General features: G+C 69.3%; 23 protein-coding genes. 13 read left to right on the top strand and 10 right to left on the bottom strand.

The window, feature by feature from the left end:
* Positions 1 to 81: 81 nt before the first annotated feature.
* Positions 82 to 669 carry a DUF305 domain-containing protein gene (locus ACZ7KI_RS31305; protein ID WP_470276642.1) on the top strand — a complete coding sequence of 196 codons (588 nt, stop codon included), beginning with the start codon at positions 82 to 84 and terminating at the stop codon, positions 667 to 669.
* Here the strand turns inward: ACZ7KI_RS31305 and ACZ7KI_RS31300 are convergent.
* From ACZ7KI_RS31300 to ACZ7KI_RS31275, 6 genes are all read right to left on the bottom strand, one after another.
* Positions 646 to 1,614, bottom strand: coding sequence for an EamA family transporter (locus tag ACZ7KI_RS31300; RefSeq protein WP_470276641.1), 969 nt, complete (start codon positions 1,612 to 1,614; stop codon positions 646 to 648). The genes ACZ7KI_RS31305 and ACZ7KI_RS31300 overlap by 24 nt on opposite strands.
* A 62-nt stretch (positions 1,615 to 1,676) precedes the next feature.
* The gene (locus ACZ7KI_RS31295) at positions 1,677 to 2,210 is read right to left on the bottom strand and encodes a hypothetical protein (RefSeq protein WP_470276640.1); all 534 of its coding nucleotides are present in this window, start codon (positions 2,208 to 2,210) and stop codon (positions 1,677 to 1,679) included.
* A complete protein-coding gene (locus ACZ7KI_RS31290) occupies positions 2,207 to 3,745 on the bottom strand; it encodes an alpha/beta hydrolase (protein ID WP_470276639.1) in 1,539 nt (512 codons plus the stop codon). Before ACZ7KI_RS31290 ends, ACZ7KI_RS31295 begins: the two co-directional genes overlap by 4 nt.
* The gene (locus tag ACZ7KI_RS31285) at positions 3,745 to 4,050 is read right to left on the bottom strand and encodes a hypothetical protein (protein WP_470276638.1); all 306 of its coding nucleotides are present in this window, start codon (positions 4,048 to 4,050) and stop codon (positions 3,745 to 3,747) included. Before ACZ7KI_RS31285 ends, ACZ7KI_RS31290 begins: the two co-directional genes overlap by 1 nt.
* A 69-nt stretch (positions 4,051 to 4,119) precedes the next feature.
* A complete protein-coding gene (gene wrbA, locus ACZ7KI_RS31280) occupies positions 4,120 to 4,734 on the bottom strand; it encodes an NAD(P)H:quinone oxidoreductase (RefSeq protein ID WP_470276637.1) in 615 nt (204 codons plus the stop codon).
* A gap of 48 nt (positions 4,735 to 4,782) precedes the next feature.
* On the bottom strand, positions 4,783 to 5,592 hold the full coding sequence (locus tag ACZ7KI_RS31275; RefSeq protein WP_465504239.1) for a lysophospholipid acyltransferase family protein: 810 nt from the start codon (positions 5,590 to 5,592) through the stop codon (positions 4,783 to 4,785).
* 127 nt (positions 5,593 to 5,719) lie between these two features.
* Here ACZ7KI_RS31275 and ACZ7KI_RS31270 point away from each other — a divergent pair, with 127 nt between their 5' ends.
* The 4 genes from ACZ7KI_RS31270 (at position 5,720) to ACZ7KI_RS31255 (ending at position 10,577) form a co-directional block, all read left to right on the top strand.
* On the top strand, positions 5,720 to 8,227 hold the full coding sequence (locus ACZ7KI_RS31270; RefSeq protein ID WP_470276636.1) for an FtsK/SpoIIIE family DNA translocase: 2,508 nt from the start codon (positions 5,720 to 5,722) through the stop codon (positions 8,225 to 8,227).
* An 85-nt stretch (positions 8,228 to 8,312) separates the two neighbouring features.
* Positions 8,313 to 9,491, top strand: coding sequence for an AAA family ATPase (locus ACZ7KI_RS31265; protein WP_470276635.1), 1,179 nt, complete (start codon positions 8,313 to 8,315; stop codon positions 9,489 to 9,491).
* Complete coding sequence (locus ACZ7KI_RS31260) at positions 9,488 to 10,063, top strand: RloB family protein (RefSeq protein ID WP_470276634.1); 576 nt, start codon at positions 9,488 to 9,490, stop codon at positions 10,061 to 10,063. Before ACZ7KI_RS31265 ends, ACZ7KI_RS31260 begins: the two co-directional genes overlap by 4 nt.
* 43 nt (positions 10,064 to 10,106) lie before the next feature.
* Positions 10,107 to 10,577, top strand: a complete 471-nt coding sequence (locus ACZ7KI_RS31255) for a hypothetical protein (RefSeq protein ID WP_470276633.1) — start codon at positions 10,107 to 10,109, stop codon at positions 10,575 to 10,577.
* A gap of 30 nt (positions 10,578 to 10,607) precedes the next feature.
* Here ACZ7KI_RS31255 and ACZ7KI_RS31250 read toward each other — a convergent pair whose 3' ends face one another.
* Entirely contained in the window at positions 10,608 to 11,249 is a 642-nt protein-coding gene (locus tag ACZ7KI_RS31250; RefSeq protein WP_470276632.1) for a nitroreductase family protein, read from the bottom strand.
* Between the two features lie 44 nt (positions 11,250 to 11,293).
* Complete coding sequence (locus ACZ7KI_RS31245; RefSeq protein WP_470276631.1) at positions 11,294 to 11,821, bottom strand: amino-acid N-acetyltransferase; 528 nt, start codon at positions 11,819 to 11,821, stop codon at positions 11,294 to 11,296.
* 88 nt (positions 11,822 to 11,909) lie between these two features.
* Between ACZ7KI_RS31245 and rimO the strand changes: the two genes are divergently transcribed.
* The 4 genes from rimO (at position 11,910) to ACZ7KI_RS31225 (ending at position 15,020) form a co-directional block, all read left to right on the top strand.
* Positions 11,910 to 13,358, top strand: coding sequence for a 30S ribosomal protein S12 methylthiotransferase RimO (gene rimO, locus ACZ7KI_RS31240; protein ID WP_470276630.1), 1,449 nt, complete (start codon positions 11,910 to 11,912; stop codon positions 13,356 to 13,358).
* Positions 13,355 to 14,002: a CDP-diacylglycerol--glycerol-3-phosphate 3-phosphatidyltransferase gene (gene pgsA, locus ACZ7KI_RS31235; RefSeq protein WP_470276629.1), complete on the top strand. Its 648-nt coding sequence runs from the start codon at positions 13,355 to 13,357 to the stop codon at positions 14,000 to 14,002. The genes rimO and pgsA overlap by 4 nt, the downstream gene beginning before the upstream one ends.
* Positions 14,003 to 14,013: 11 nt before the next feature.
* The gene (locus ACZ7KI_RS31230) at positions 14,014 to 14,463 is read left to right on the top strand and encodes a CinA family protein (protein WP_470276628.1); all 450 of its coding nucleotides are present in this window, start codon (positions 14,014 to 14,016) and stop codon (positions 14,461 to 14,463) included.
* Positions 14,464 to 14,564: 101 nt separating this feature from the next.
* The gene (locus tag ACZ7KI_RS31225; protein WP_470276627.1) at positions 14,565 to 15,020 is read left to right on the top strand and encodes a helix-turn-helix domain-containing protein; all 456 of its coding nucleotides are present in this window, start codon (positions 14,565 to 14,567) and stop codon (positions 15,018 to 15,020) included.
* 52 nt (positions 15,021 to 15,072) lie between these two features.
* Here ACZ7KI_RS31225 and ACZ7KI_RS31220 read toward each other — a convergent pair whose 3' ends face one another.
* Positions 15,073 to 15,558 (bottom strand): carboxymuconolactone decarboxylase family protein, encoded by a 486-nt coding sequence (locus ACZ7KI_RS31220; RefSeq protein WP_470276626.1) that lies wholly within the window; start codon positions 15,556 to 15,558, stop codon positions 15,073 to 15,075.
* Positions 15,559 to 15,729: 171 nt separating this feature from the next.
* Between ACZ7KI_RS31220 and ACZ7KI_RS31215 the strand changes: the two genes are divergently transcribed.
* The 4 genes from ACZ7KI_RS31215 to ACZ7KI_RS31200 all read left to right on the top strand — a co-directional run bounded on the left by ACZ7KI_RS31215 (position 15,730) and on the right by ACZ7KI_RS31200 (position 20,634).
* Positions 15,730 to 16,473, top strand: a complete 744-nt coding sequence (locus ACZ7KI_RS31215) for a sigma-70 family RNA polymerase sigma factor (RefSeq protein WP_470276625.1) — start codon at positions 15,730 to 15,732, stop codon at positions 16,471 to 16,473.
* A gap of 220 nt (positions 16,474 to 16,693) precedes the next feature.
* Entirely contained in the window at positions 16,694 to 17,539 is an 846-nt protein-coding gene (locus ACZ7KI_RS31210) for a PspA/IM30 family protein (RefSeq protein WP_044854161.1), read from the top strand.
* A gap of 75 nt (positions 17,540 to 17,614) precedes the next feature.
* Positions 17,615 to 18,622 carry a phage shock envelope stress response protein PspM gene (gene pspM, locus ACZ7KI_RS31205; protein WP_470276624.1) on the top strand — a complete coding sequence of 336 codons (1,008 nt, stop codon included), beginning with the start codon at positions 17,615 to 17,617 and terminating at the stop codon, positions 18,620 to 18,622.
* Positions 18,623 to 18,996: 374 nt separating this feature from the next.
* The gene (locus ACZ7KI_RS31200) at positions 18,997 to 20,634 is read left to right on the top strand and encodes an amidase family protein (protein ID WP_470276623.1); all 1,638 of its coding nucleotides are present in this window, start codon (positions 18,997 to 18,999) and stop codon (positions 20,632 to 20,634) included.
* On the opposite strand, the gene ACZ7KI_RS31195 is transcribed toward ACZ7KI_RS31200, so the two are convergent.
* Positions 20,594 to 21,643: a quinone-dependent dihydroorotate dehydrogenase gene (locus tag ACZ7KI_RS31195; RefSeq protein WP_470276622.1), complete on the bottom strand. Its 1,050-nt coding sequence runs from the start codon at positions 21,641 to 21,643 to the stop codon at positions 20,594 to 20,596. The genes ACZ7KI_RS31200 and ACZ7KI_RS31195 overlap by 41 nt on opposite strands.
* Positions 21,644 to 21,653 lie beyond the last annotated feature (10 nt).

The raw sequence follows: 21,653 nt of genomic DNA, 5'->3' as shown, positions 1-21,653 counted from the left end.
ATTTGCGCAACCCCGGTGAACGGACCGATGTGGACTCTGCGAACCTAGGCACCTCCACCGCGCGTTCCGAGGAGCACTTCGATGCCGCACGCCGTCCTCCGGTTCCTGCCCGCCGTCGCACTGGCCGCCGTGCTGACCGGCTGCTCGGGCGAGGCACCCCAGCCGCAGACCGCGCCGCCGGCGTCGTCGCCGATGGCGCAGCAGGCGGCCGTTCCGTTCAACGACGCCGATGTCGCCTTCGCCCGGCAGGCGCTCGCGCATCATCAGCAGGGCGTGGATCTGGCTTCCCTGGCCGAAACGCGCGCGGAGAACGCGCAACTGAAGGCGCTCGCGATGCGGATCATCGACACGCACGAACCGGAGATCGCGCGGCTTTCCGCGCTCATCGAGTCCTGGGCCCAGCCCGCGCCGGACGATCCGAACCTCGAGCACGTCCAGCGCGACGGCTACATCAGCCCGGCCGACCTGGCGGCACTGGCCGGACTGTCCGGAAAGGACTTCGACCGCCAGTTCGTCTCGCGGCTGCAGAAGCAGCGGGAGGCGGGTGTCCGTATCGCCGAGGCGGAAACCCAGCACGGCCGCAATCCAGACGCCCGCGACCTCGCCGCGACGACGGCGCGTTCGCAGCAGCAGGAGATCAGCGATCTACGGGGCTTCCAGCAGGGTTGAGTCCGTCTGGACCACGTTCGAGTTCGACTGGACGATGTACGCGCCGGTCAGCAGGACCACCGCGCCGACGGCCTGGATCCAGCTGAGTGCCTCGCCGAGCAGCACCCATGCCGCGGCCGCCGCGATCAGCGGCTCCACGAGTCCCACGACGCTCGCCACCGACGCCGGGAGATGACGCAGCGCCGTCATTCCGGTGGCGTAGGCGAGCACCGTCGCGATCAGCACGAGCGCGACCAGCAGCGACCACACCGGCGGATGCCACGGCCCGAAAGCCGTCGGCGCGGCGACGACACCCCACGGAATCGTCCACGGTGGAGCGACCGCGCAGACCAGGACCGCGCCGATCGTCATCCCCCAGGTGACCATGCCGAGCGGATCCCGGTTCGCGACCCCGCGCTCGCCGAGCAGGAAATAGCCTGCCGAACAGACGGCCGCGCCCAGTCCGGCGAGCAGCCCGACGACGTCGAGGCTGAGGCCTTCCCAGACCTGCGCGACCAGGATCAGCCCGGTCATCGCGAGTGCGATACCCGTCCACATCGCCCTCGGCAGCCGCACCCGCCGCACGAATCGCACCCACAACGCGATCAGCACCGGCGAGGTGAACTCGAGCAGGATCGCGATACCGACCGGGATCCGGCCCGCCGCGAGGAAGTACATGAGCTGGACACCGGCGACCCCGAGCGAGCCGTACGCCACCAGCAGCGGCCACTCGTGTTTCCGCACCCGCAGTAGCGCCGGGCGGAAGACCGCGACCAGGCAGAGCAGCACGATCGCCGACAGTCCGATGCGGATCGCCGCGACCTGCTCCGGCGACAGCCCCGCCTGCATCGCCGGTTTGCCCAGCACACCCGACGTCCCGAAGAAGAGCGCGGCGAGCAGGATGAGCAGGATGCCCCGGCCGCGGTGCGCGACGTGCCGGGCGGGGGCGGCGAGTTCGGCGGTCACGGCCGGAGGGTAGAGGCCGGGTGGGAGCGGGGCGAACGGTTTTCCCAGCGGCTGGGCAGGTGTCAGAAGGAGGTGCCGCCGTCGGTCCAGTCGGTCTGGGCGAAGTCCTCGTCGTCCACCGGGGCGCGGCGCGGTTTGCGGACCGGCTCCGGTACCGGGGGAGCGGCGGCCGGCTGTTCGGGTGTTGGGGGTTCGGGCGTGCCGTTCGGCCAGACGCACGGTGAGGTGGCGCCGAGGTAGAACTTGCCCAGATCGTTCGCCTGAACCGACATGTCGAAGGCATCGCCGGTGTGGCGCGCGAAAAGATACTGATCTGTCGGCCGAGCGTCAGCCAGAACCTTGAAGGCGTTCGATTCCCACCAGTGGATGATCGCCGCGAAGTGTTCAGGGAACTGTGCGGAATCCAAGCCGACGATCTCGTAGGTCGCGGAGATTTCGAAACGGCCTTCCGGCCCGTCGTCGGTGGGGTCCGTGCACTCGGAGCGGTTTCGGGTGAACAACTTCAACTCGGCAGGGGCGGGCAACACGGAGAACGCGCCCTGGATGTAGCGCTCGACCTTGTCGCGGGCCTGCTGTTCGGTGATCGTCGATTTCATGTCGTCGGCTTTCCGGCGATGATCAGGCCGATGTTCCGTAGCGAGGGATTGTTGTCTTCCCAGTACTCACTGTGCGCCTCCTGGCTGTACCCGCCGAGCCCGTCCGTGCCCGGCGCCGACGTGAACACCCGCCCGCCGAAGTCCGCGTCGGTCGGATCCTGTCCGAGTACCAGGTCGTACCCGGCGATCTCCAGATTGGCCAGATTGATCATGTCGTGTTCGGCCACCGTCGCGTGCACATGTCCGCCGATCCGGCCCGGATCCACCCCATCGAGGTGCAATTGGCTCACGTCGTGCGCGCCGACGCCCGGGCTCGCCACGAAAACGAGTTCATCCGCGGCGAGGCCGCCATCGCGGGCGGCGTGACCGATGACCGTCGTGCCGTAGCTGTGTCCCAGCACCGTGTTGTGCGATGGCGCCCCTTGATGAGTTTCCCGCAGGCCGTCTTGGAATCCGGCCAACGCTTCTTTGCCCCCATCGGCGTACTTCTCGCTCGCGGCGTCGGTGAGACCGTCCGGGGCGTCGTAACCCAGCCAGGTGATCACGGCCGTCGAAGGGGAGCCGGCGGTCGTCGCCACGGCCCACATCTTGTCCGCGCGGTTGAGATCGCCGCCGAGCTTCCTCAGCTCCGCCCCGGTCCCGGGTACGTACGTCGCCACATTCGCCGCCGTGTCCGGATTTCCCGCCGAAACGATCGCCTTGCCGTCCCCGCTGGTGTCCAGCCCGAGCAGAAGCGCCCGCGGTTTACCGGGTTCCGCGTTCTCGAGCCGGTCCCTGATGGCTTCCAGGCCCTTGAGCTTCGGATCGCCTTGGAGCCGTTCGATCTCCCTGCCGAGGACAGCGCGATTCGCGGCGTCGCGGTCGGCGGCCGGGATGCCGTCGAGATTCCCGACCAGCCCTGGGTTTCCTTGCAGCAAAGCAACTTTCGCGGTGTCCGACAGGCTGTCCCACCACGCCTTGTTGTCACCGGGGGACCCGTGCTCCGGCGGGCCGATGATCGACAGACCGCTTTGCGCGGCTCCGACGTCGGCGGCCTGGGCGAGGGTGCCGGCGCCCTCTTCGGTGATCTCGCCTCGAAGGGCGCGCCGCATGATGGCCGCGAAGTCGGCGTCGACGTCGGTGGCGCGGCGCAGGATCTGCTCGATCCGGTCGGCGAGTTCCGTCAGCACACGCGGTTCCGCAGGCCCACCGGAAGAAGTGAGCTCTCCGCCCTGGCCGATGGTCAGTCCGTGCCGGGACGCGAGTTCGTCGGTCTCCCGTACGAACGCCACGATCCGGTCCAGCGCGATCTGCACCTCGTGCGCACCCCGCCGGACCGCGGACGCTTCGGCCACCAGTCGCTCCAAAGTGGACGCCAGCGACTCGCCTCGCGTCGACGCGGCGAGAGCGGCCTTACCGGACCAGCCCGGAAACCGGGCCATGGACCCGACGTCGTCGTTGGCGGCGATGATCCGGCCGCAGCCGTCGTTGAGCGCGTCGGAGACCTTCCCGATCGCGGCCGGATCCCACCGGCGCACGTCGCCCCAGGTGAGCATCAGACCGAAGTTCCCGTGGCGCGCAGATTCCGCGACGCTTCCAGCTCGTTCGAGCGGTACCGCCCGGCCGCTTCGTCCAGCTGAGCCGCGTAGGAGGTGACGTTCTGCGCCCAGCCGGGAACCGCGCGACCCCAGGCGTCCGCGAGCAGCCGGGCCGCTTCACCGGACACGCCACCGGGCAAGCCTGTCGCGACACCCGCGAGCGCGGCCGCGAGATCCACCTGCCCGACGTCGTCCGAAGCCCGTTTCGCCGCGTCTGACGCGGCTCCGATCGCCCCCAGGACCACCTCGTACCCGCCGGTCATCCCGCCGCCTCCCCTAGCGTGACGCTGTGTGACGGCACTACGACGCGGGAGACGGGCGCGCGGTTCCCTTCACCCGTCCTTGAAAAGACCGTCGGCGACATAGCGCGAGACGGTGGCGAGGCGGCGCCCCTGCAGGCGGAGGGCGTCCAGTGCGAGGCCGTCGGGTTCGGCGGACTTGCGCGAGACGAACGAGCCGCCGTACGGGTTGCCCGATTCGAGCAGCCGCGGGTCGGTGTAGCCGAGCGGCAGGACGATGGCGCCCCAGTGGTAGAAGATGTTGTTCGTCGCCAGCACCGTCGATTCGAGCCCGCCGTGCGCGGTCGACGCGGTGGTGAACGACGTCGCGACCTTGTTCACCAGCTTTCCCTTGGCCCACAGGCCGCCGGTGCTGTCCAAAAAGGACTTCAGCTGGGCGGCGGGGCCGCCGAACCGGGTCGGGCTGCCGGCCGCGAAACCGTCCGCCCATTCCAGGTCTTCCAAGGTCGCGAACTCGTGATGCGGGCCCGCGTCCACCCACGCCTGCCAGCGCGGATTGCTCGCGACGGCGCCGGGCGGGGCCGTTTCGGGAACCGTGCGGACACGGACTTCGGCGTCGGCCTCGCGTGCGCCGCCGGCCAGCGCCGACGCCAGTTTCGCGGTGTTGCCCGTCGCGCTGTAGTAGACGACGAGGATGCGGGTGCTCACGTCCGCCGACCTTAGGCGAGGGTGAGCACCCGTCTCAGGATCCGGAACTCAGTACTTCTTCCAGGGACTGACCGTGTCGGTCGGCCGCGTCGGATCGTGGAAGCGCGGCTTGTCCAGTTCGCCGCGCCGCAGCGGCACCAGGCCGTCGGTGATCGCCTGCATGATCTTGGCGTGCGCGCGCACCCCGGCGCCCGGGCGCTCCGGCTCGACCTCCGACAGGTCCACGGGGTCACCGAAATGCACCTGGAAGCGGGGGCGGCGCATCGGCGCGCTCAGCCCGGACTTGGCGAGCGGCACCAGGTCGGCGGGTCCGTTGACCGTCTCCGTCCCCCAATAGACGGCCTCGTGCGCGCCCCACTGGCTGATCGGGATCACCGGCACCCCGGCCGCCAGCGCGAGCCGCGCGGCACCGGTCTTGCCGCGTTCGGGCCACAGGCCGGGATCGTGGCTGATCCGGCCCTCGGGATAGACGATGAGCGGATCGCGGGTGGTGCGCAACGCCTCGGTCGCTTCGGCGAACTGGCCGACGGCCGTCGTAGCCTGCTTGCGGTCGACCCGCAGGTGGCCGCTGGCCCGCAATGCCGGGCCGATGACGGGTGCGTCGAGGATGCCGCCCGCCAGCATGAACCGCGGGTTGATGCCGATTCGTTTACACGCGGCCATCAGCACGAACGCGTCGAAAACGCCGATGTGGTTGGCCGTCATGAGCAGCGGCTTCCGGCGCAGTTCCGCCGGGACACCGCCGGTCACGGTGAGTTTGCCGACGACGTTGACCAGCCCCCGGTCGATGTTCAGCATCGTGCGCCAGATGGCGGGGGCGCGGCGAGCCGAATTCTCATCCTGATGCAGCGCGAACATGGGGCAGAGCATGTCATGAAGCCCTTTTCACCCGGATGGCCGCTCAAGCTGTGACCTGAGACGAATGTTCCGGATGTGCTCCGAGTGGCACCCGGGGCTGAAGGGCCTGTGCGGTTACCGTGGAGGCATGGCTAGCGGGTCGACGACCAGGAAACGGAGTACGGCGCGAAGCGGCGGCAGCAAGGGGCCGGCGCGGAAGCCGCGTACCCCGGCGAAGCCCAGGTCAACGGCGGCGAGGAAGCCCGCTCCACGGCGTCCGGCGGTCAGGAAGAAGTCTTCCGGCACCTTCGCCAAAGGCGTCCGCGGCACCTGGAACCTGCTCGCCAAGGGGCTCGGCACCCTGGCGAGGACGGTCGGCCGCAGCCGTGAACTCGAACCCGAACACCGCCGCGATGGTCTCGCGCTCGGGCTGATCGCGCTCGCGCTGGTGATCGCGTTCGGCGTCTGGTGGCGGGCCGCGGGTCCGATCGGCGGCTGGGTGGAGGTCGCCACCCGCTCGCTGCTCGGCGCGGGCGCGGTGACCCTGCCCCTGGTCCTGATCGTGGTGGCCGTCGCGCTGATGCGGTCCGAACCGATGCCGGAGGCCCGGCCGAGGATGGTCATCGGCACCCTCCTGGTCATCCTGTCCGTGCTCGGCCTGCTGCACATCTTCACCGCGCTGCCGGAGACCAACGACGGGCGGATGTACGCCGGTGGCGTGATCGGCGCGTTCTCCGGCGGCCTGCTGACCATGGGCGTCACCACCTGGGTCGCCGTGCCGCTGCTGGTGCTGGCGTTGCTGTTCGGCACGCTGGTGTTCACCGGGACCCCGGTCCGCGAGATCCCGCACCGGCTGCGCACCTGGGGTCTCGACCCCGAAGAGATCGAAGAGGCCGAGGCCGAACGCCGAGCCATCCACGACGAACGCGACGCCGTCACCGAAGCCGATCCGAAGTCGGTCCGCCTGCGGAAGCCGTCGCGGCGCCGCCAGGGCGCCGGTGACCACACGGGGGAGCAGCTCGACATCGAAGCCGCGCTGGCCGAACCGCCGACGCCGCTGCGCCTGCCGAAGCCCGCTGTCAAACCGGTCGAAGTGCCGGAGAAGAAGCCCAAGAAGGTCGAGCAGCCGCTGGCGGTCACCAGGACCGTGGAAGGCGACTACAAGCTCCCGCCGCCGGACCTGCTGAAGCTCGGCGACGCACCGAAATCCCGCAGTAAGGCCAACGACGCCATGATCGAGGCGATCACCGGCGTGCTGGACCAGTTCAACGTCGACGCGCAGGTCACCGGGTTCACCCGGGGCCCGACGGTCACCCGGTACGAGGTCGAACTCGGCCCCGGCGTGAAGGTCGAGAAGATCACCGCGCTGACCAAGAACATCGCCTACGCGGTGGCGACCGACAACGTCCGGCTGCTCGCCCCGATCCCGGGCAAGTCCGCGGTCGGCATCGAGGTGCCGAACTCCGACCGCGAGATGGTGCGCCTCGGCGACGTGCTGCGCGCGCCGTCGACGGTCAAGGACAACCATCCGATGGTGATCGGCCTCGGCAAGGACATCGAAGGTCATTTCGTCACCGCGAACCTGACGAAGATGCCGCACCTGCTGGTGGCGGGGTCCACCGGTTCCGGTAAGTCGAGCTTCGTGAACTCGATGCTGGTGTCGCTGCTCGCGCGGGCGACGCCGGACGAGTGCCGGATGATCCTGATCGACCCGAAGATGGTCGAGCTGACCCCGTACGAGGGCATCCCGCATCTGATCACGCCCATCATCACCCAGCCGAAGAAGGCCGCCGCGGCGCTGGCCTGGCTGGTGGAGGAGATGGAGCAGCGATATCAGGACATGCAGGTCAACAAGGTCCGGCACATCGACGACTACAACAAGAAGGTGCGCTCGGGCGAGATCACCGCGCCGCCGGGCAGTGAGCGCGTCTACCAGCCGTACCCGTACATCATGGCGATCGTCGACGAGCTCGCCGACCTGATGATGACCGCCCCGCGCGACGTCGAGGACGCGATCGTCCGGATCACCCAGAAGGCGCGTGCCGCCGGTATCCACCTGGTACTGGCGACCCAGCGCCCGTCGGTCGACGTCGTGACCGGCCTGATCAAGACCAACGTGCCCTCGCGGCTGGCGTTCGCGACCTCGTCGCTCACCGACTCGCGGGTCATCCTCGACCAGCCGGGCGCGGAGAAGCTCATCGGTATGGGTGACGCCCTGTACCTGCCGATGGGTGCCGGGAAACCGGTCCGCATCCAGGGCGCCTTCGTCGGCGACGAAGAGATCTCCGCGGTGGTGAACTTCGCCAAGGAGCAGGCGCAGCCGGACTACCAGGACGGCGTCACCGCGGCGAAGGCCGGTGAGAAAAAGGAAATCGACTCCGACATCGGCGACGACCTCGACGTCCTGCTGCAGGCCGCCGAGCTGATCGTCACCTCGCAGTTCGGCTCGACGTCGATGCTGCAGCGGAAGCTGCGGGTCGGGTTCGCCAAGGCCGGACGCCTGATGGACCTGCTGGAAAGCCGGGGCGTCGTCGGGCCGTCGGAAGGGTCCAAGGCGCGGGACGTGCTGATCAAGCCGGAGGAGCTGGAGTCGGTGCTGTTCATGATCCGCGGCGGCGGGGACGGAGGAGGCGGGGACGTCTCCGACGACGACTGACCTGGCCCCTGGATGATGCTTCGGGCCGTTCTGTGCGGTTTACTGGTACAGAATGGCCTGAGACTTCGCCAGGGAGGTGGCCAGAGTGCTCCGCAGCTTCCGGTTGGGCAACCATCGCTCGTTTCGTGACGAGCAGGAACTGCTCTTGATGCCCGCCATGCCTGGGGACGACCGTCCGGCCGTCCCGGTGGCCGCCATCTACGGAGCGAACGCTTCCGGCAAGTCGAACCTGCTCCACGGGCTCTTCAGCATGAAGGATCTGGTGGAGGGCTACTGGACTTCCTTCCACAACAGCCATTTTCGGCTGGGCTCCGTCGACGGCCGGCGTCCGTCGACCTATGTCGTGGAGTTGATGCTCGACGCCGTCCGCTACACCTACGGATTTCGGATCAATGGCGAGACGACAGGCGGCCGGGTGGCGGAGGAATGGCTCTATACCTATCCGGAGAAGCGGCGGCGAGTCGTCTTCGAACGGCAGGGAAGCGGCGTGCGTTTCGGGAGTACGACGGCGGACCTCAAGAGCAAATTCGCCGTGCTGGAGGAGTTGATCCAGCCGAACGCCCTGTTGCTCAGCGTTTGTGACCGGCTGCAGTTGGGCCCGCTGGACCCGGTCTATCGCTGGTTCAAACAAGGACTGTGGGTCACGCTCAGGCGCCGGCAGTGGGAACCGCTCGAAGTGCAGCGCAGGGTCACCGACTTCCTCGACGTGGACCCGGACAGCCAAGAGAGGTTGATCGCTTTGCTGCGGGCCGCCGACACCGGGATCACCGATATGGTCGTCCGGCAGGAAGAGGGCAGTACCTATCGTTCGGTGCGGCTCCAGCACGGGAAGGGCGCCGAGCCCTTCAGCCTGTTCGAGGAATCGGCCGGGACGAACAATTGGCTGGGGCTCCTGCCGAACGTGTTGACGGTGCTGGACAACGGGTGGACCTTCGTCGTGGACGAGATCGACACCAGCCTGCACCCCAAACTCGTGGCCGAGCTGATCGGTTTGTTCCGTGATCCCGACATCAATCGACGCGGCGCCCAGCTGATCTTCACCACGCACGACACGAGCCTCCTCGGCACCATGCTCGGCGACAGCGTGCTGGAGCGGGACCAGATCTGGTTCGTCGACAAGAACGCCGAAGGCGCCAGCGAGTTGTATCCGCTCACGGACTTCAAGCCGCGCAAGGACCAGAACACCGAACGTCGCTATCTCGCCGGTAGCTATGGAGCTGTTCCCGTGCTGGGTGACTTCGCCGAGGCAGTGCTCGGCAGATGACCCGCAGGGAGAACAGCGGACGGAGACGACCGGCGTTCCGGGAGCAGCGAACGTCGATCCTCGTCGTTTGCGGTGCGGAGGCTACTGAGCCCACGTACTTCGAAGGCCTCAAGCGGGCTCGCCGGAACCCTGCCGTCACGATCAAGATCAAGGTGAAGCGAGGTGACCCGGAAGCGGTGGTCAGGTACGCGGCGGGCATGCGCGACCGTGCCGAGGGAACGCACGACGAAGTGTGGTGTGTGGTCGATGTCGACGAGTTCGACCTCGGCAAGGCGGCGGCCGCGGCCCGCAGGCTCCGCGTCACTCTGGCGATCTCGAATCCTTGTTTCGAGTTCTGGCTGCTCCTGCATTTCGAGGACTGCTCGGCGCCGTTGCCGTGTTACGGCGATGTCGCGAAACGCCTGGTCAAACACGTGCCGGGATTCAGCAAGTCGGCGCTCAGGTTCTCGGACTACGAACAAGGGGTCGAAGCCGCTGTCCTGCGCGCGAAGAAATCCGAGGTCGAGCCGGGTTCCGAGCACCACCTCAACCCGTCCACCGGCGTCTGGGCCCTGGTCGAAAAGATCACCTGAAACCCGATGCAACGGACCGGCGGCTCCGTTACGTCCAGAACGTGTGGACCCCAAGAAGCTGCTCGTCGTCCTCTGCGCCCTGGCCGGTCTCGCCTGCGGAGCCGGCAGCTCCGTCGCGCGCGAACAACCGCCGGCGGCCCAGCCCGCACCGGCCGCTCAGCCGTCGCCGACGTCCGAGCAGGCTCGGCCACCTAAGGGCACCGTAGAGCTGGGGGAGACCATCACCCTCAAGGCCGGTGAAACCGCCGAGGTCGCGTCGAAGGACATCAGCATCCGGTTCTCCCAGCTGGTGTCCGACTCCCGGTGCGCTCAGGGCATGGTCTGCGTCTGGGAAGGGGAGGCCGTGGTCGCGTTGACACTGGCCGAACCGGGACGCGGCGAGCGGACGACGGCGGAAGTCGCCTCCACCGGACGGGGTGGCAGGCAGTCCGTCGAGTTCGCCGCCTGCCGGGTCGACCTGGTCGCCGTGAGTTCGGGGGGCGACCAGGTCACCCTGCGGGTGTCGAAGGCTTAGACACAGACCAGCTGATCCGCCTGAAACCGCCTAGAGCGCGTTGCCCCACCCGTCCAGGTACGCGACCTCCGACAGCGGCACCCGCGCGGCGGGCTTGAAATCCGGCACCGTCGTGTAGGCCACCGGCAGCAGCCCCACCTGCGTGACGTCGGAGGGGATGCCGAGGATCTCGGCCGCCTCCGCCTCGTGGGTCACGTGGTACGTCGTTAGCGTCGAGCCGAGGCCGCGCGAGCGCAGCGCCAGCTGGAAGTTCCACACCGCCGGGAAGATCCCGCCGTAGAACGCGGCGTCGGCCGCGTTGTCCCCGCTCGGCCTGCCGGTCAGACACGGGATGACGTAGACCGGGACCCGGTCGATCACGTCGATCAGATGCTGTCCCGAGGCGAACGCCCGCGCCACGGACGGCTCGGTGATCGCCTGCCCCAACGCGGCCGCGTTCGCTTCCAGGTACGCCTTCCCGACCCGGCGGAACAAGTCCGACAGCCGGTCCTTGACGCCCTGATCCCGCACCACGAGCCAGCGCCACGCCTGCTGGTTGCCCGGCGTCGGTGCCTGCAGCGCGAGCCGCAGGCACTCTTCGAGCACTTCCGGCTCGACCGGCCGGTCCAGGTCGAGTTTGCGCCGGACCGCCCGCGTCGTGCTGAGCAGATGGTCCGTGACCGAGGTGTCCATGTCCCGCCTTTCCCTCATACCGAAGAACGCTTCGCCGCCCGAAGCTATAGCTCCAGCAGCATCCGGCTGTTGCCCAGCGTGTTGGGCTTCACGTACGGCAGGTCGAGGAACTCCGCGACACCCGGGTCGGCCGAGCGCCGCATCTCCTCGTAGACCTCCTGGGTCACCGGGGTGCCGTCGATCTCGACGAAGCCGTGCCCGGCGAAGAAATGGGTTTCGAAGGTCAGCACGAACAGCCGCTTCAGCCCGATCTCCCTGGCGAAGTCGATCAGCTGCCCCACCAGCGCGTGCCCGATGCCGCGGCCCCGGGAGTCCTTGTCGACGGCGATGGTGCGCAGCTCGCCGATGTCCTCCCACAGCACGTGGAGGGCGCCACAGCCGAGCACGTCGTCACCGTCTTCGACCACCCAGAACTCCTGGACGCTCTCGTAGAGGGTGACGAGTTCCTTCTCCAGCAGCACCGTCCCCGCGTCGGAGTCGACCAGCGCCTTGATCTTGCGGACGTCCGCGATCCGCGCGCGGCGAACGGTGGGGCGGCGGCGAAGTAGGGGGTCTGAGGACACATCCACCATTAAGCCATCCACGAGGCCGCGCGCGGCCGGAGGCTCGCCCGAGCAAGCGATCGCCGACCCCGAGAGCAGGCCAGCTACCCTAAGGCACGTGCCTTCTCCCACCACTGATCCTGTCGCCACCCGTCGCGTGTCCTTGCTGACCCTCGGTTGTGCCCGCAACGAGGTCGATTCCGAGGAACTCGCCGGACGGCTGGCGGCGGGCGGCTGGGAGCTCACCGCCGAGCCCGAAGACTCCGACGTCGTGGTCGTCAACACCTGCGGCTTCGTCGAGTCCGCCAAGAAGGATTCGGTCGACACCCTGCTCGCCGCGTCCGACACCGGCAAGAAGGTCGTCGCCGTCGGCTGCATGGCCGAGCGCTACGGCAACGAGCTGGCCGAGAACCTGCCCGAGGCCGACGCGGTCCTCGGCTTCGACCACTACGCGGACCTCTCCGAGCGGCTCGACGACGTCGTGGCGGGCCGCAAGGTCGAGTCCCACACCCCGTCCGACCGCCGCAAGCTGCTGCCGATCAGCCCGGTCCAGCGTCCGACGGCCGCCGAGTCGGTCGAGGTGCCGGGCCACGCGCAGCACGGCTGGGGCCCGCGGGTGCTGCGGACCCGGCTCGACGACTCCCCGGTGGCCGCGCTGAAGATCGCCTCCGGCTGCGACCGCCGCTGCTCGTTCTGCGCGATCCCGTCGTTCCGGGGTTCCTTCGTGTCCCGGCAGCCGGACGAGATCGTCGCCGAGGCGATGTGGCTCGCGGAGAACGGCGTGAAAGAGGTCTTCCTCGTCTCGGAGAACTCCACCTCCTACGGCAAGGACTTCGGCCGTGACGGCGCCCGCGCGCTGGAGCTGCTGGTCCCGCGCCTGGCCGCGGTGCCCGGTATCGAGCGCGTCCGCGTCTCGTACCTGCAGCCCGCCGAGACGCGGCCCGGCCTGGTCAAGGCCATCGCGACCACACCGGGCGTCGCCGACTACTTCGACCTGTCCTTCCAGCACTCCAGCGAGACCGTGCTGCGCCGTATGCGCCGCTTCGGCTCCACGGACTCCTTCCTCGCGCTGTGCGAGCAGATCCGGGAGTACTCGCCCGCCGCCGGTATCCGCACCAACGTCATCGTCGGGTTCCCCGGCGAGACCGAGGAGGACGTCGCCGAGCTGGAGCGTTTCCTGACCGGCGCGCGGCTGGACGCGGTCGGCGTCTTCGGCTACTCGGACGAGGACGGCACCGAGGCCGAGACCTTCGACGGCAAACTCGACGAATCCGTGGTCGCCGAGCGGGTTTCGCGGATCTCCGCGCTGGTCGAGGAGCTGACCTCGCAGCGGGCCGAGGAGCGGATCGGCGACTTCGTCGACGTGCTGATCGAGCAGGCCGAGGACGGCGAGGACCCGATCGGCCGCGCCGCGCACCAGGCCCCCGAGGTCGACGGCGAATGCGTCCTGATCGAGACGGACGACCTGCCCTCGCTGGCGGTCGGTGACTTCGTGCGCTGCGAGGTCGTCGACTCCGAGGGCGTCGACCTGATCGTGCGGCCCGCCCCGCCCGAGGCCGACCGGTGAATGCCGCCCCGAGCGACGCCGGAGCCGGTGAGGGAACGGGCGGTGAGCACGCCCGGGTCCCCGAGGTCACTCCGGTCCCGACGCTGAACCTGGCGAACCTGCTCACGATGTCGCGGCTGGTACTGGTGCCGTTGTTCGTGATGGCGCTGTTCGCGGGCGACGGGGACGACACCTTCTGGCGCTCGATGGCCACCGCGCTGTTCGCGATCGCGTCCTTCACCGACCAGGTCGACGGCTGGGTCGCGCGCAAGTACGGGCTGATCACCGATTTCGGCAAGATCGCCGACCCGATCGCGGACAAGGCGCTGATCGGCGCCGCGCTGATCGGGCTGAGCGTGCTGGGCGAACTGGGCTGGTGGGTCACCATCGTCATCGCGATCCGCGAGATCGGCGTGACGCTGCTGCGGTTCTGGGTGATCCGCCACGGCGTCATCCCGGCCAGCCGGGGCGGCAAGGCCAAGACACTCACCCAGGTCGCGGCCATCACCGCGTACCTGCTGCCCCTGCCTGCCACCGCCGAACCGGTCCGCTGGGTGCTGATGGGGCTGGCGCTGATCCTGACCGTCGTGACCGGCCTCGACTACGTCGTGCGCGCGGTGCGGCTGCGGGCCGCCGGACAGCGTGCGACGGGCACCGCGTCGTGACAACCGGTGAGATGTTGGTCACTCACCTGATCGAGCGTGGGGAGACGGTGGCGACCGCCGAGTCGCTGACCGCCGGGCTGGTCTGCGCGACGCTGACCGAGATCCCCGGATCGAGTGCCGTCGTCCGGGGCGGCCTGATCGTCTACGCCACCGATCTCAAGGCTTCGCTCGCCGGGGTGGACGAGGACCTCCTCGCCGCCCGCGGCGCTGTTCATCCCGAGGTCGCGGCGCAATTGGCCACCGGGGCGATGGAGCGCTGCGGCGCCACCTGGGGCCTCGGCCTCACCGGGGTCGCGGGCCCGGCGGGACAGGACGGTGTCGCACCCGGCACCGTCCACGTCGGCCTCGCCGGTCCGGGCGTGCTCACCGTCCGTACGCTGGACTTGAGCGGTGATCGAGGCTCGGTCAGGGCCGGTGCCGTCCGCGGGGCGTTCGCCCTGCTGGGGGAACATCTCACGTGATCTCCGCGTTCGCCCTTGGCGTATTGCCGTGTCAACACCTGCGCCCGGGGCACCGCACTGGGTAACGTAGGGGACAGTCAGTCCTGGAAGGGAGGCGCGTGATGACCGTGCTGTTGCGCGAGGCGATCGGCGACCGGCTCCGACACGCCCGCACGAACCAGCGTCGAACCCTGCGGGACATCTCCCGCGCCGCCAGGGTGAGCCTCGGCTACCTCTCGGAGGTCGAGCGCGGGCAGAAGGAGGCGTCCAGCGAGCTGCTGGCGTCCATTTGCGAGGCCTTGGACCTTCCGCTGGGCGAACTCCTGCACAAGGTCGCGGCGGACGTCTCGGCGATGGACAACGTCGAGGTCGCCCCGGTGGACGAGAAGGTCGAAGCAGGGAAGCGACGCGCTCAGGAGCGCGAGGGCGCCGAAGCCGCGGCGGGTGGGCTCGAAGGAGGCCGCCTGGTATCCGAACTGATCGGCAACGATCTGGCCGATCTGCGGATCTCGCCGCCGCCGAGGATGAGTCCCGCACTGCGGACGACCATCGCCGCACCGAAGATGGTCGCCGCTTAGCGAGGTTGTGAACGGAAAAAGGCCCCAGGCAGTCCGCCTGGGGCCTTTCCCGTCATTGCGCGGCGTTGTCGAACGTGCCCGCCTGGTAGGCGCCACCCTTGGTGTGCGTGATCACCAGCAGCCGGTTGGCGGCGTTGATCATCGCGACCAGGTAGATCAACGCGGCGATCTGATCGTCGTCGTAGTGCTTCCGCACCTGGGCCCACGTCTCGTCGGACACGCCCTGGTGCGCGTCGGCGAGCCTGCTGCCTTCCTCCGCGAGCGCCAGTGCGGCTTGCTCGGCCTCGGTGAACACCGTCGACTCGCGCCAGGCGGCGACCAGGTTGACCCGGACCGCGGGTTCACCGGCGGCCGCCAGGTCCTTGGCGTGGGCGTCGACGCAGAACCCGCAGCCGTTGATCTGGCTGGCCCGCAGCGACACCAGTTCCTGGGTGGCCTTCGGCAGGGTCGAACCCTTGATGGCCACGCTGACGCCGGCGAACCGCTTGCCGAGCTTGGCGCCGAGCTCGTCGCTGTTCAGATCGAAACGGGGATCCATGATCTCGTCCTGCTTTCGTGGTCGTGTGCTGAACCGGACGACCACCAGACGCCGGTGGCCCGGCGCCGCTGACAGCACCGGGACGTGACGAGCGCCACGGCCCCGACGTGTCAGAAATCGAGGGGACGCCGCGTCTGGTGGGGACAGCGTCGCCGAGAACAGGAACCGTCCATGCCCGACACCGCCACGGAGGCGTTCGTCGCCCACCGGAACCTGCTGTTCACCATCGCCTACGAAATGCTCGGCTCGGCCGCCGACGCGGAGGACGTCCTCCAGGAGACCTGGCTGCGGTGGTCGGGCGTCGACCTCGGCACCGTGGAGAACCCGCGGGCCTACCTGGTGCGCATCGCGACCCGGCAGGCACTCGGCAGGCTGCGCACGCTCGGTCGCCGAAAAGAGTCCTACGTCTGCCCCGGGCTGCCCGAACCGCTGCTCACCACTCCCGACGTCGCCGAAGACGTGGAACTGGCCGACAGCGTCTCGATGGCGATGCTGCTGGTGCTGGAGACCCTCGGGCCGACCGAACGCGCGGTCTTCATACTGCGTGAGGTGTTCGACGTGGCCTACGACGAGATCGCCGAAGCCGTCGGCAAGACCCCGGCCGCGGTGCACCAGATCGCCCACCGGGCCCGGGCCCACGTCGCCGCGCGACGCCCGCAGGCCGTGCTGACCCCTGTCGTGGGTGCCGAACGGGTCGCCTCGCTGCTGGCCGCGAGCACCCTGGTCAAGGCCGGCGCGGCGACGCTGCGCCCGGCGCAGGTCAACGGCCATCCCGCGCTGATCCTCCGCCTCGACGGCGAGGTCGACACCGTCGTGGCGATGCGTTTCGACGACGGCCTCATCAGCGGGCTCTACGTCGTGCGCAACCCCGAGAAGTTGTCACGTATGGAACAAGCGACCGCCCTGCGGCACTGAACCCGCCCGTTTTCACCCACGGTCACCACCCGGTGAACCCGAAAGGTCGTGGACATCACAGTCAGGGGTATCCCTGAATTCCGTCGGGGTCACCTGGAACGCGGGACGACGACCTGACACGATGGAACTCAACGCCGGGGTCGGGACGTTGCAACATCACAGAGGGGACGCCCCACCTCGAGGTAACAGCCCGTGGGATGCGAGAAGGCAGGCGGAGGAGATGGCCAACCCGTTCGTGAAGTTCTGGAAGTACATGATGGCGGCGTTCTCGTCGAAGATCGACGAGCACGCCGACCCGAAGGTACAGATCCAGCAGGCCATCGAGGAGGCGCAGCGCAATCACCAGGCGCTGACCCAGCAGGCCGCCTCGGTGATCGGTAACCAGCGTCAGCTGGAGATGAAGCTGAACCGCCAGCTCGGCGACGTGGAGAAGCTTCAGGCTTCGACCCGCCAGGCGCTGGTGCTCGCCGACGAGGCGCGCGCCAAGGGCGACGAGCAGAAGGCGACCGAGTTCGAGAACGCGGCGGAGAGCTTCGCCGCGCAGCTCGTCACCGCCGAGCAGAGCATCGAGGACCTGAAGACCCTGCACGACCAGTCGCTTCAGGCTGCGGAGCAGGCGAAGAAGGCCGTCGAGCGCAACGCGACCATGTTGCAGCAGAAGCTGGCCGAGCGCACCAAGCTGCTTTCGCAGCTGGAGCAGGCGAAGATGCAGGAGCAGGTTTCCGCTTCGCTGAACCAGATGAGCCAGCTGGCCGCGCCGGGCAACACCCCGTCGCTGGAAGACGTTCGCGACAAGATCGAGAAGCGGTACACCACCGCGCTCGGCTCTGCCGAACTCGCCCAGAACTCCGTTCAGGGCCGGATGATGGAAGTCCAGGCCTCGACGACGCAGCTCGCGGGACACTCGCGGTTGGAGCAGATTCGCGCTTCCATGAAGGGTGACTCCGTCGCGCAGGTGACCGACGGCAAGACCGCGGCCGCCGCGCCGAAGGCGTCGAGCGGTGCGGACATCCAGCGGGAGATCCAGGCACGGGTTCAGGCCGAACAGGGCAAGAACCCCGCCTGACACACCACCTAGAGCCGGTCCCGCGTCCTCGCGGGGACGCGGGACCGGACTCACCGAAGACAGGGGCGAGGGCAAATGGGGCAGGGCAGGCGCAAGGACTTCGGGGAGTTCACCGCCAAGCTTGAGAAGCACATCGAAAAGCTGCCCGACTACGCCCAGCGCGCGCAGGAGAAGCTGCAGCGCTACATCCCACCCTCCGAGCAGGGCTCCCGGCCGTCCGCGCCGACGGCGGCCCAGCCCCCGCGGCCGGTTCAGCCGCCGCGGAGCAGGCCGCAGATGCCGCCGATGCCCGCCATGCCGAAGATCTCGCAGCAGCTGACAACGCTGGCGGCGGGCCAGATCCCGGTCGTCGCCGACGCGAAGGCCAAATGGGCCCGCTGGAACGAACCGGCCGCCAAACTGGAGCGCCGCAAGCGCCGCACCTCGCGCGCGATGACCTTCTGGTTCCTCCTCACCATCCTTTGTGGACTGTTCGCCGTCGTCGCGGGCACCGGCCTGCTGAAGGACGGCCAGGCCGACGTCTTCCAGGCCATCGCGGGCAGCGCGTTCACCATCGTCTTCGGCACTTTCGGCGTCCGGTCGGGACTGCGGCTGCGGACGCTCAACCGCACCGTGCTGCCCGCCGCGCCCGCCGCTCCGCCTCCGCTGCCCCCGGCGCGTTCCGTCGCGCGGGAGCCGATGGAGCGCCTCGTCGAGAGCGAGGCGTCGCTGGCGGAGCTGCTTCGCCAGCTTTCGCAGCCGACGTCGCTCGGCACCATGCCGGTCTCGGAGATCGCCGTGGCGGACGCCCGGACCACCGCCGCGGAGGCCGCGCAGGCCCTGCGTGGCCTGGCGAGCCGGATCCAGGCCATCGAACGCGGCCGGGACGCCGCGCCCGAGCGGGAACGGGGCGCCCTCGACGCCGCCATCAAGCAACTGCGCGAGCAGCTCGACGACGGCCTCGACGGCTACGGCGGTCTCGTCGCGGCCGCCGGGCACACCGTCGCCGCGAGTTCGGACGGCATGACGTCGTCCAAGGAGTCGCTCTCCGACGCGACCGACAAGCTCGCCGGCCTGGCTATGGCGCTGCGCGAACTCTCCTGAACCCGCGACACGCGTGATCAGACGGACGACACGCGTGATTGAACGGAGATCTCGGTGATGTCCGTCTGATCACGTCGTGCACCGCGAGTCGGTAGCGTCTGAGCAGGCGCTTTCCTGGACAATCGTCTCATTCGTCGTCGCTAATACTCCATTGCGTAACGACTCGCTCACTGTGCGATACCGAAACGCTCGCGTAACCCGAATCCGCTGGTGGCGGAAACGCGCGATGCCTACCGTTTCTCTCATGCACGCAGTGCTTTTCCCAGCTCGGGCCTGAACCCAGCCCGCGTGAGCGGGCGTTCCAGGGTGGCGGACCGGACACAGTGGATCTCGCGCAGTGGTCTTTCTCGTCCCCACCGAGGAAAGGACGCCCAGTGACGACGCTACCCCCGGAACCAGATCCGATCCCGACCCCGCCTCCCAGCTCTTACCAGCGCGTCAAAGCGGCCTACGACCGGATCACCGAGGTCGACCGGCCCGACGTCTGGATCACCCTCCGTCCCCTGGAAGACGCCCTCGTGGACGCGAAGGCGGTCGATGAACGCCTCCGCGCCGGCGCAGACCTCCCGCTCGCCGGAACCCTGCTGGCGGTCGCCGACGTCATCGACGTCGCCGGTCTTCCCACCGCGGGGGAGGACGTCTGCTGTGTCGGCGCCACCTCGGTGTCCCGGCTGACCGCCGCGGGAGCGGTGGTCCTCGGCAAGACCAACTGCGACCGGTTCGGCAGCGATCTCGAAAACACCCACAGCCCGTACGGCGCGGTGAGCGCCGCGCTGAACACCGCCCGGGTCTCCGGCAGCGCGAGCAGTGGCGCGGCGGTGGCCGTGGCACTCGGCCTGGTCGATCTGGCGGTCGGCACGGACGCCGCGGGAGCGGGCCGGATACCCGCGTCGCTCAACGGGATCGTCGGGATGAAGCCGACAGCAGGCCTGGTGCCCAAGACCGGCGTCGTCGCTTCCGGTGACAGCGTGGCCTTGTTCGCGCGCAGCCTGACACTGGGGCAGCGCGCGCTGGGCCTGATGACCGGCCCCGACGGGATCGACCCGCTGGCGCGCGACTGGCCGTCCGACGTCCGGCTCGGCGCGGGGGACCGGCCTCGGGTAGCCATTCCCGGTTCCGAAACGCTCACCTGCCTTTCGCTGCAGTCCCGTTCCGCCTTCCTCGGCGCGGTTTCGGCGCTGCGCGCGTCCGGCGCCATCGTGGAGACGGTGGAGGTGTCGGCCCTGCTGTCGGTGGGCGAACTGATCCACGACGAGGGCTTCACCGCCGACAAGCAGCGGGTCGCCGAGGCCGGGATGCTCGCGCTCCGGACACTGTCGGAGTACGACGCCCTGGTCCTGCCGACCGTCGCGGACCATCCCGAGGTCGCCGAGGCACTGTCCGACCCGGACGGGGTCGCCAAACGGCTGGAGCGGTTCACGGCGTTCGTCAACCTGCTCGACCTCGGCGCGGTCACGGTGCCGTCGTCTCCGTCGGATCTCGGGCCGTACGGGGTGTCGGTGGTGGTGCGGCCGTTCGACGACCAGGTCGCCATCGACCTCGCCGCCGTCCTCACCGACGAACAGGCCGATTTCCCTTATCCCGCACCGGGAGCGGATCTCGTGGTGTTCGGCGCGCATCTGCGCGGGCAGCCGCTGAACGAGCGGCTGGTCGCCGCGGGGGCGCGGTTCTCCGGGCTGGTCAAGACCGGCGAGGGCTATCGGATGCTGTTGCTGCCGACCGAACCGCCGCAGCCGGGTGTCGTACCGGTGAGCGCCGCGGGCGAGCACACGATGCTGTCGGGGGAGCGCTGGCGGCTCTCACCCGCCGCCCTCGGCACGTTCGCCGCCGCCCTGCCCGCGCCGTTCGTTCTCGGCCGGATCCGGCTGGAGAACGGGGACACGCCGCTGGCCGTCCTCTGTGACCAGGCGGCCACGGCGACGGCGACGGAGCTCACGCGGTACCAGTGCTGGCGGGCCTATCTGCGGTTCGTCAGTACGGCCGGGCCGCGAGACCTCGGGCGACCCGCTTGACCAGACCGGGGCCGTGCAGGGCGAAACCGCTGTAGAGCTGGACGAGACCGGCGCCGGCGTCGAGCATCCGGGCGGCGGCGCCGGCGTCGAAGATACCGCCGACGCCGATGATCGGCAGCTCGCCGCCGGTTTCGCCGTGCACGAACCGCACCACCTCGACCGCCCGCGCGGTGAGCGGGCGGCCGGAAAGCCCGCCCGCCTGCTCGCCGATGGCGGCCTCGGTCGGCGCGATCCCTTCGCGGGACAGGGTCGTGTTGGTCGCGATCAGCCCGGCGACACCGTGTTCGAGGCAGACCTCCAGCAGTTCCGCGAGTGCGTCGTCGGTGAGGTCGGGGGCGACCTTCACCAGCACCGGCGTCGGCGCGGCGTCGCCCGCGAGCTCGGCCGAGGTCTTCCGGAGTTCGGCGAGCAGCTCGGCCAGCGCGGTCTTGTCCTGCAGCGCCCGCAGCCCCGGCGTGTTGGGCGAACTGACGTTGATCGCGAAGTAGTCGGCGTACGGGTACAGCGCCCGCAGCGAGAACCGGTAGTCCTCGACGGCCTCGTCGAGCGGGGTCACCTTGGACTTGCCGATGCTGACGCCGAGCGGCACCGGCGGCTTCCCGCCCGCGGCGAGGCGGGCGGCGAGCGCTTCCGCGCCCTCGTTGTTGAAGCCCATCCGGTTGATCACCGCGTCGGTCTCGGCGAGGGTGAACAGCCGTGGCTTGTCGTTGCCCGGCTGCGGATGCCGGGTGACCGTGCCGACTTCGACGAAACCGAAGCCGAGTGACGGCCAGGCGTGCAGCGCGCGGCCGTTCTTGTCCATCCCGGCGGCGAGGCCGACGCGGTTCGGGAAGCGGAGCCCGAGGAAGGTGACCGGATCGTCCGTCCGGTAGACGCGGCCGAGCGCGGCGAGCGCGGGGGAGACCCGGCTCAGCCTGGCGAGGCTGCCGATGGTGCGTTCGTGCACGGTTTCGGGGTCACCGCCGGAGACCCGGTACAGCGCGGGGCGGACGATCTTGTCGAAGAGCACGCGCCCATCA

The sequence above is a fragment of the Amycolatopsis sp. NPDC039088 genome, from assembly GCF_055598845.1.
This window is presented reverse-complemented; position numbering and strand designations above follow the sequence as displayed.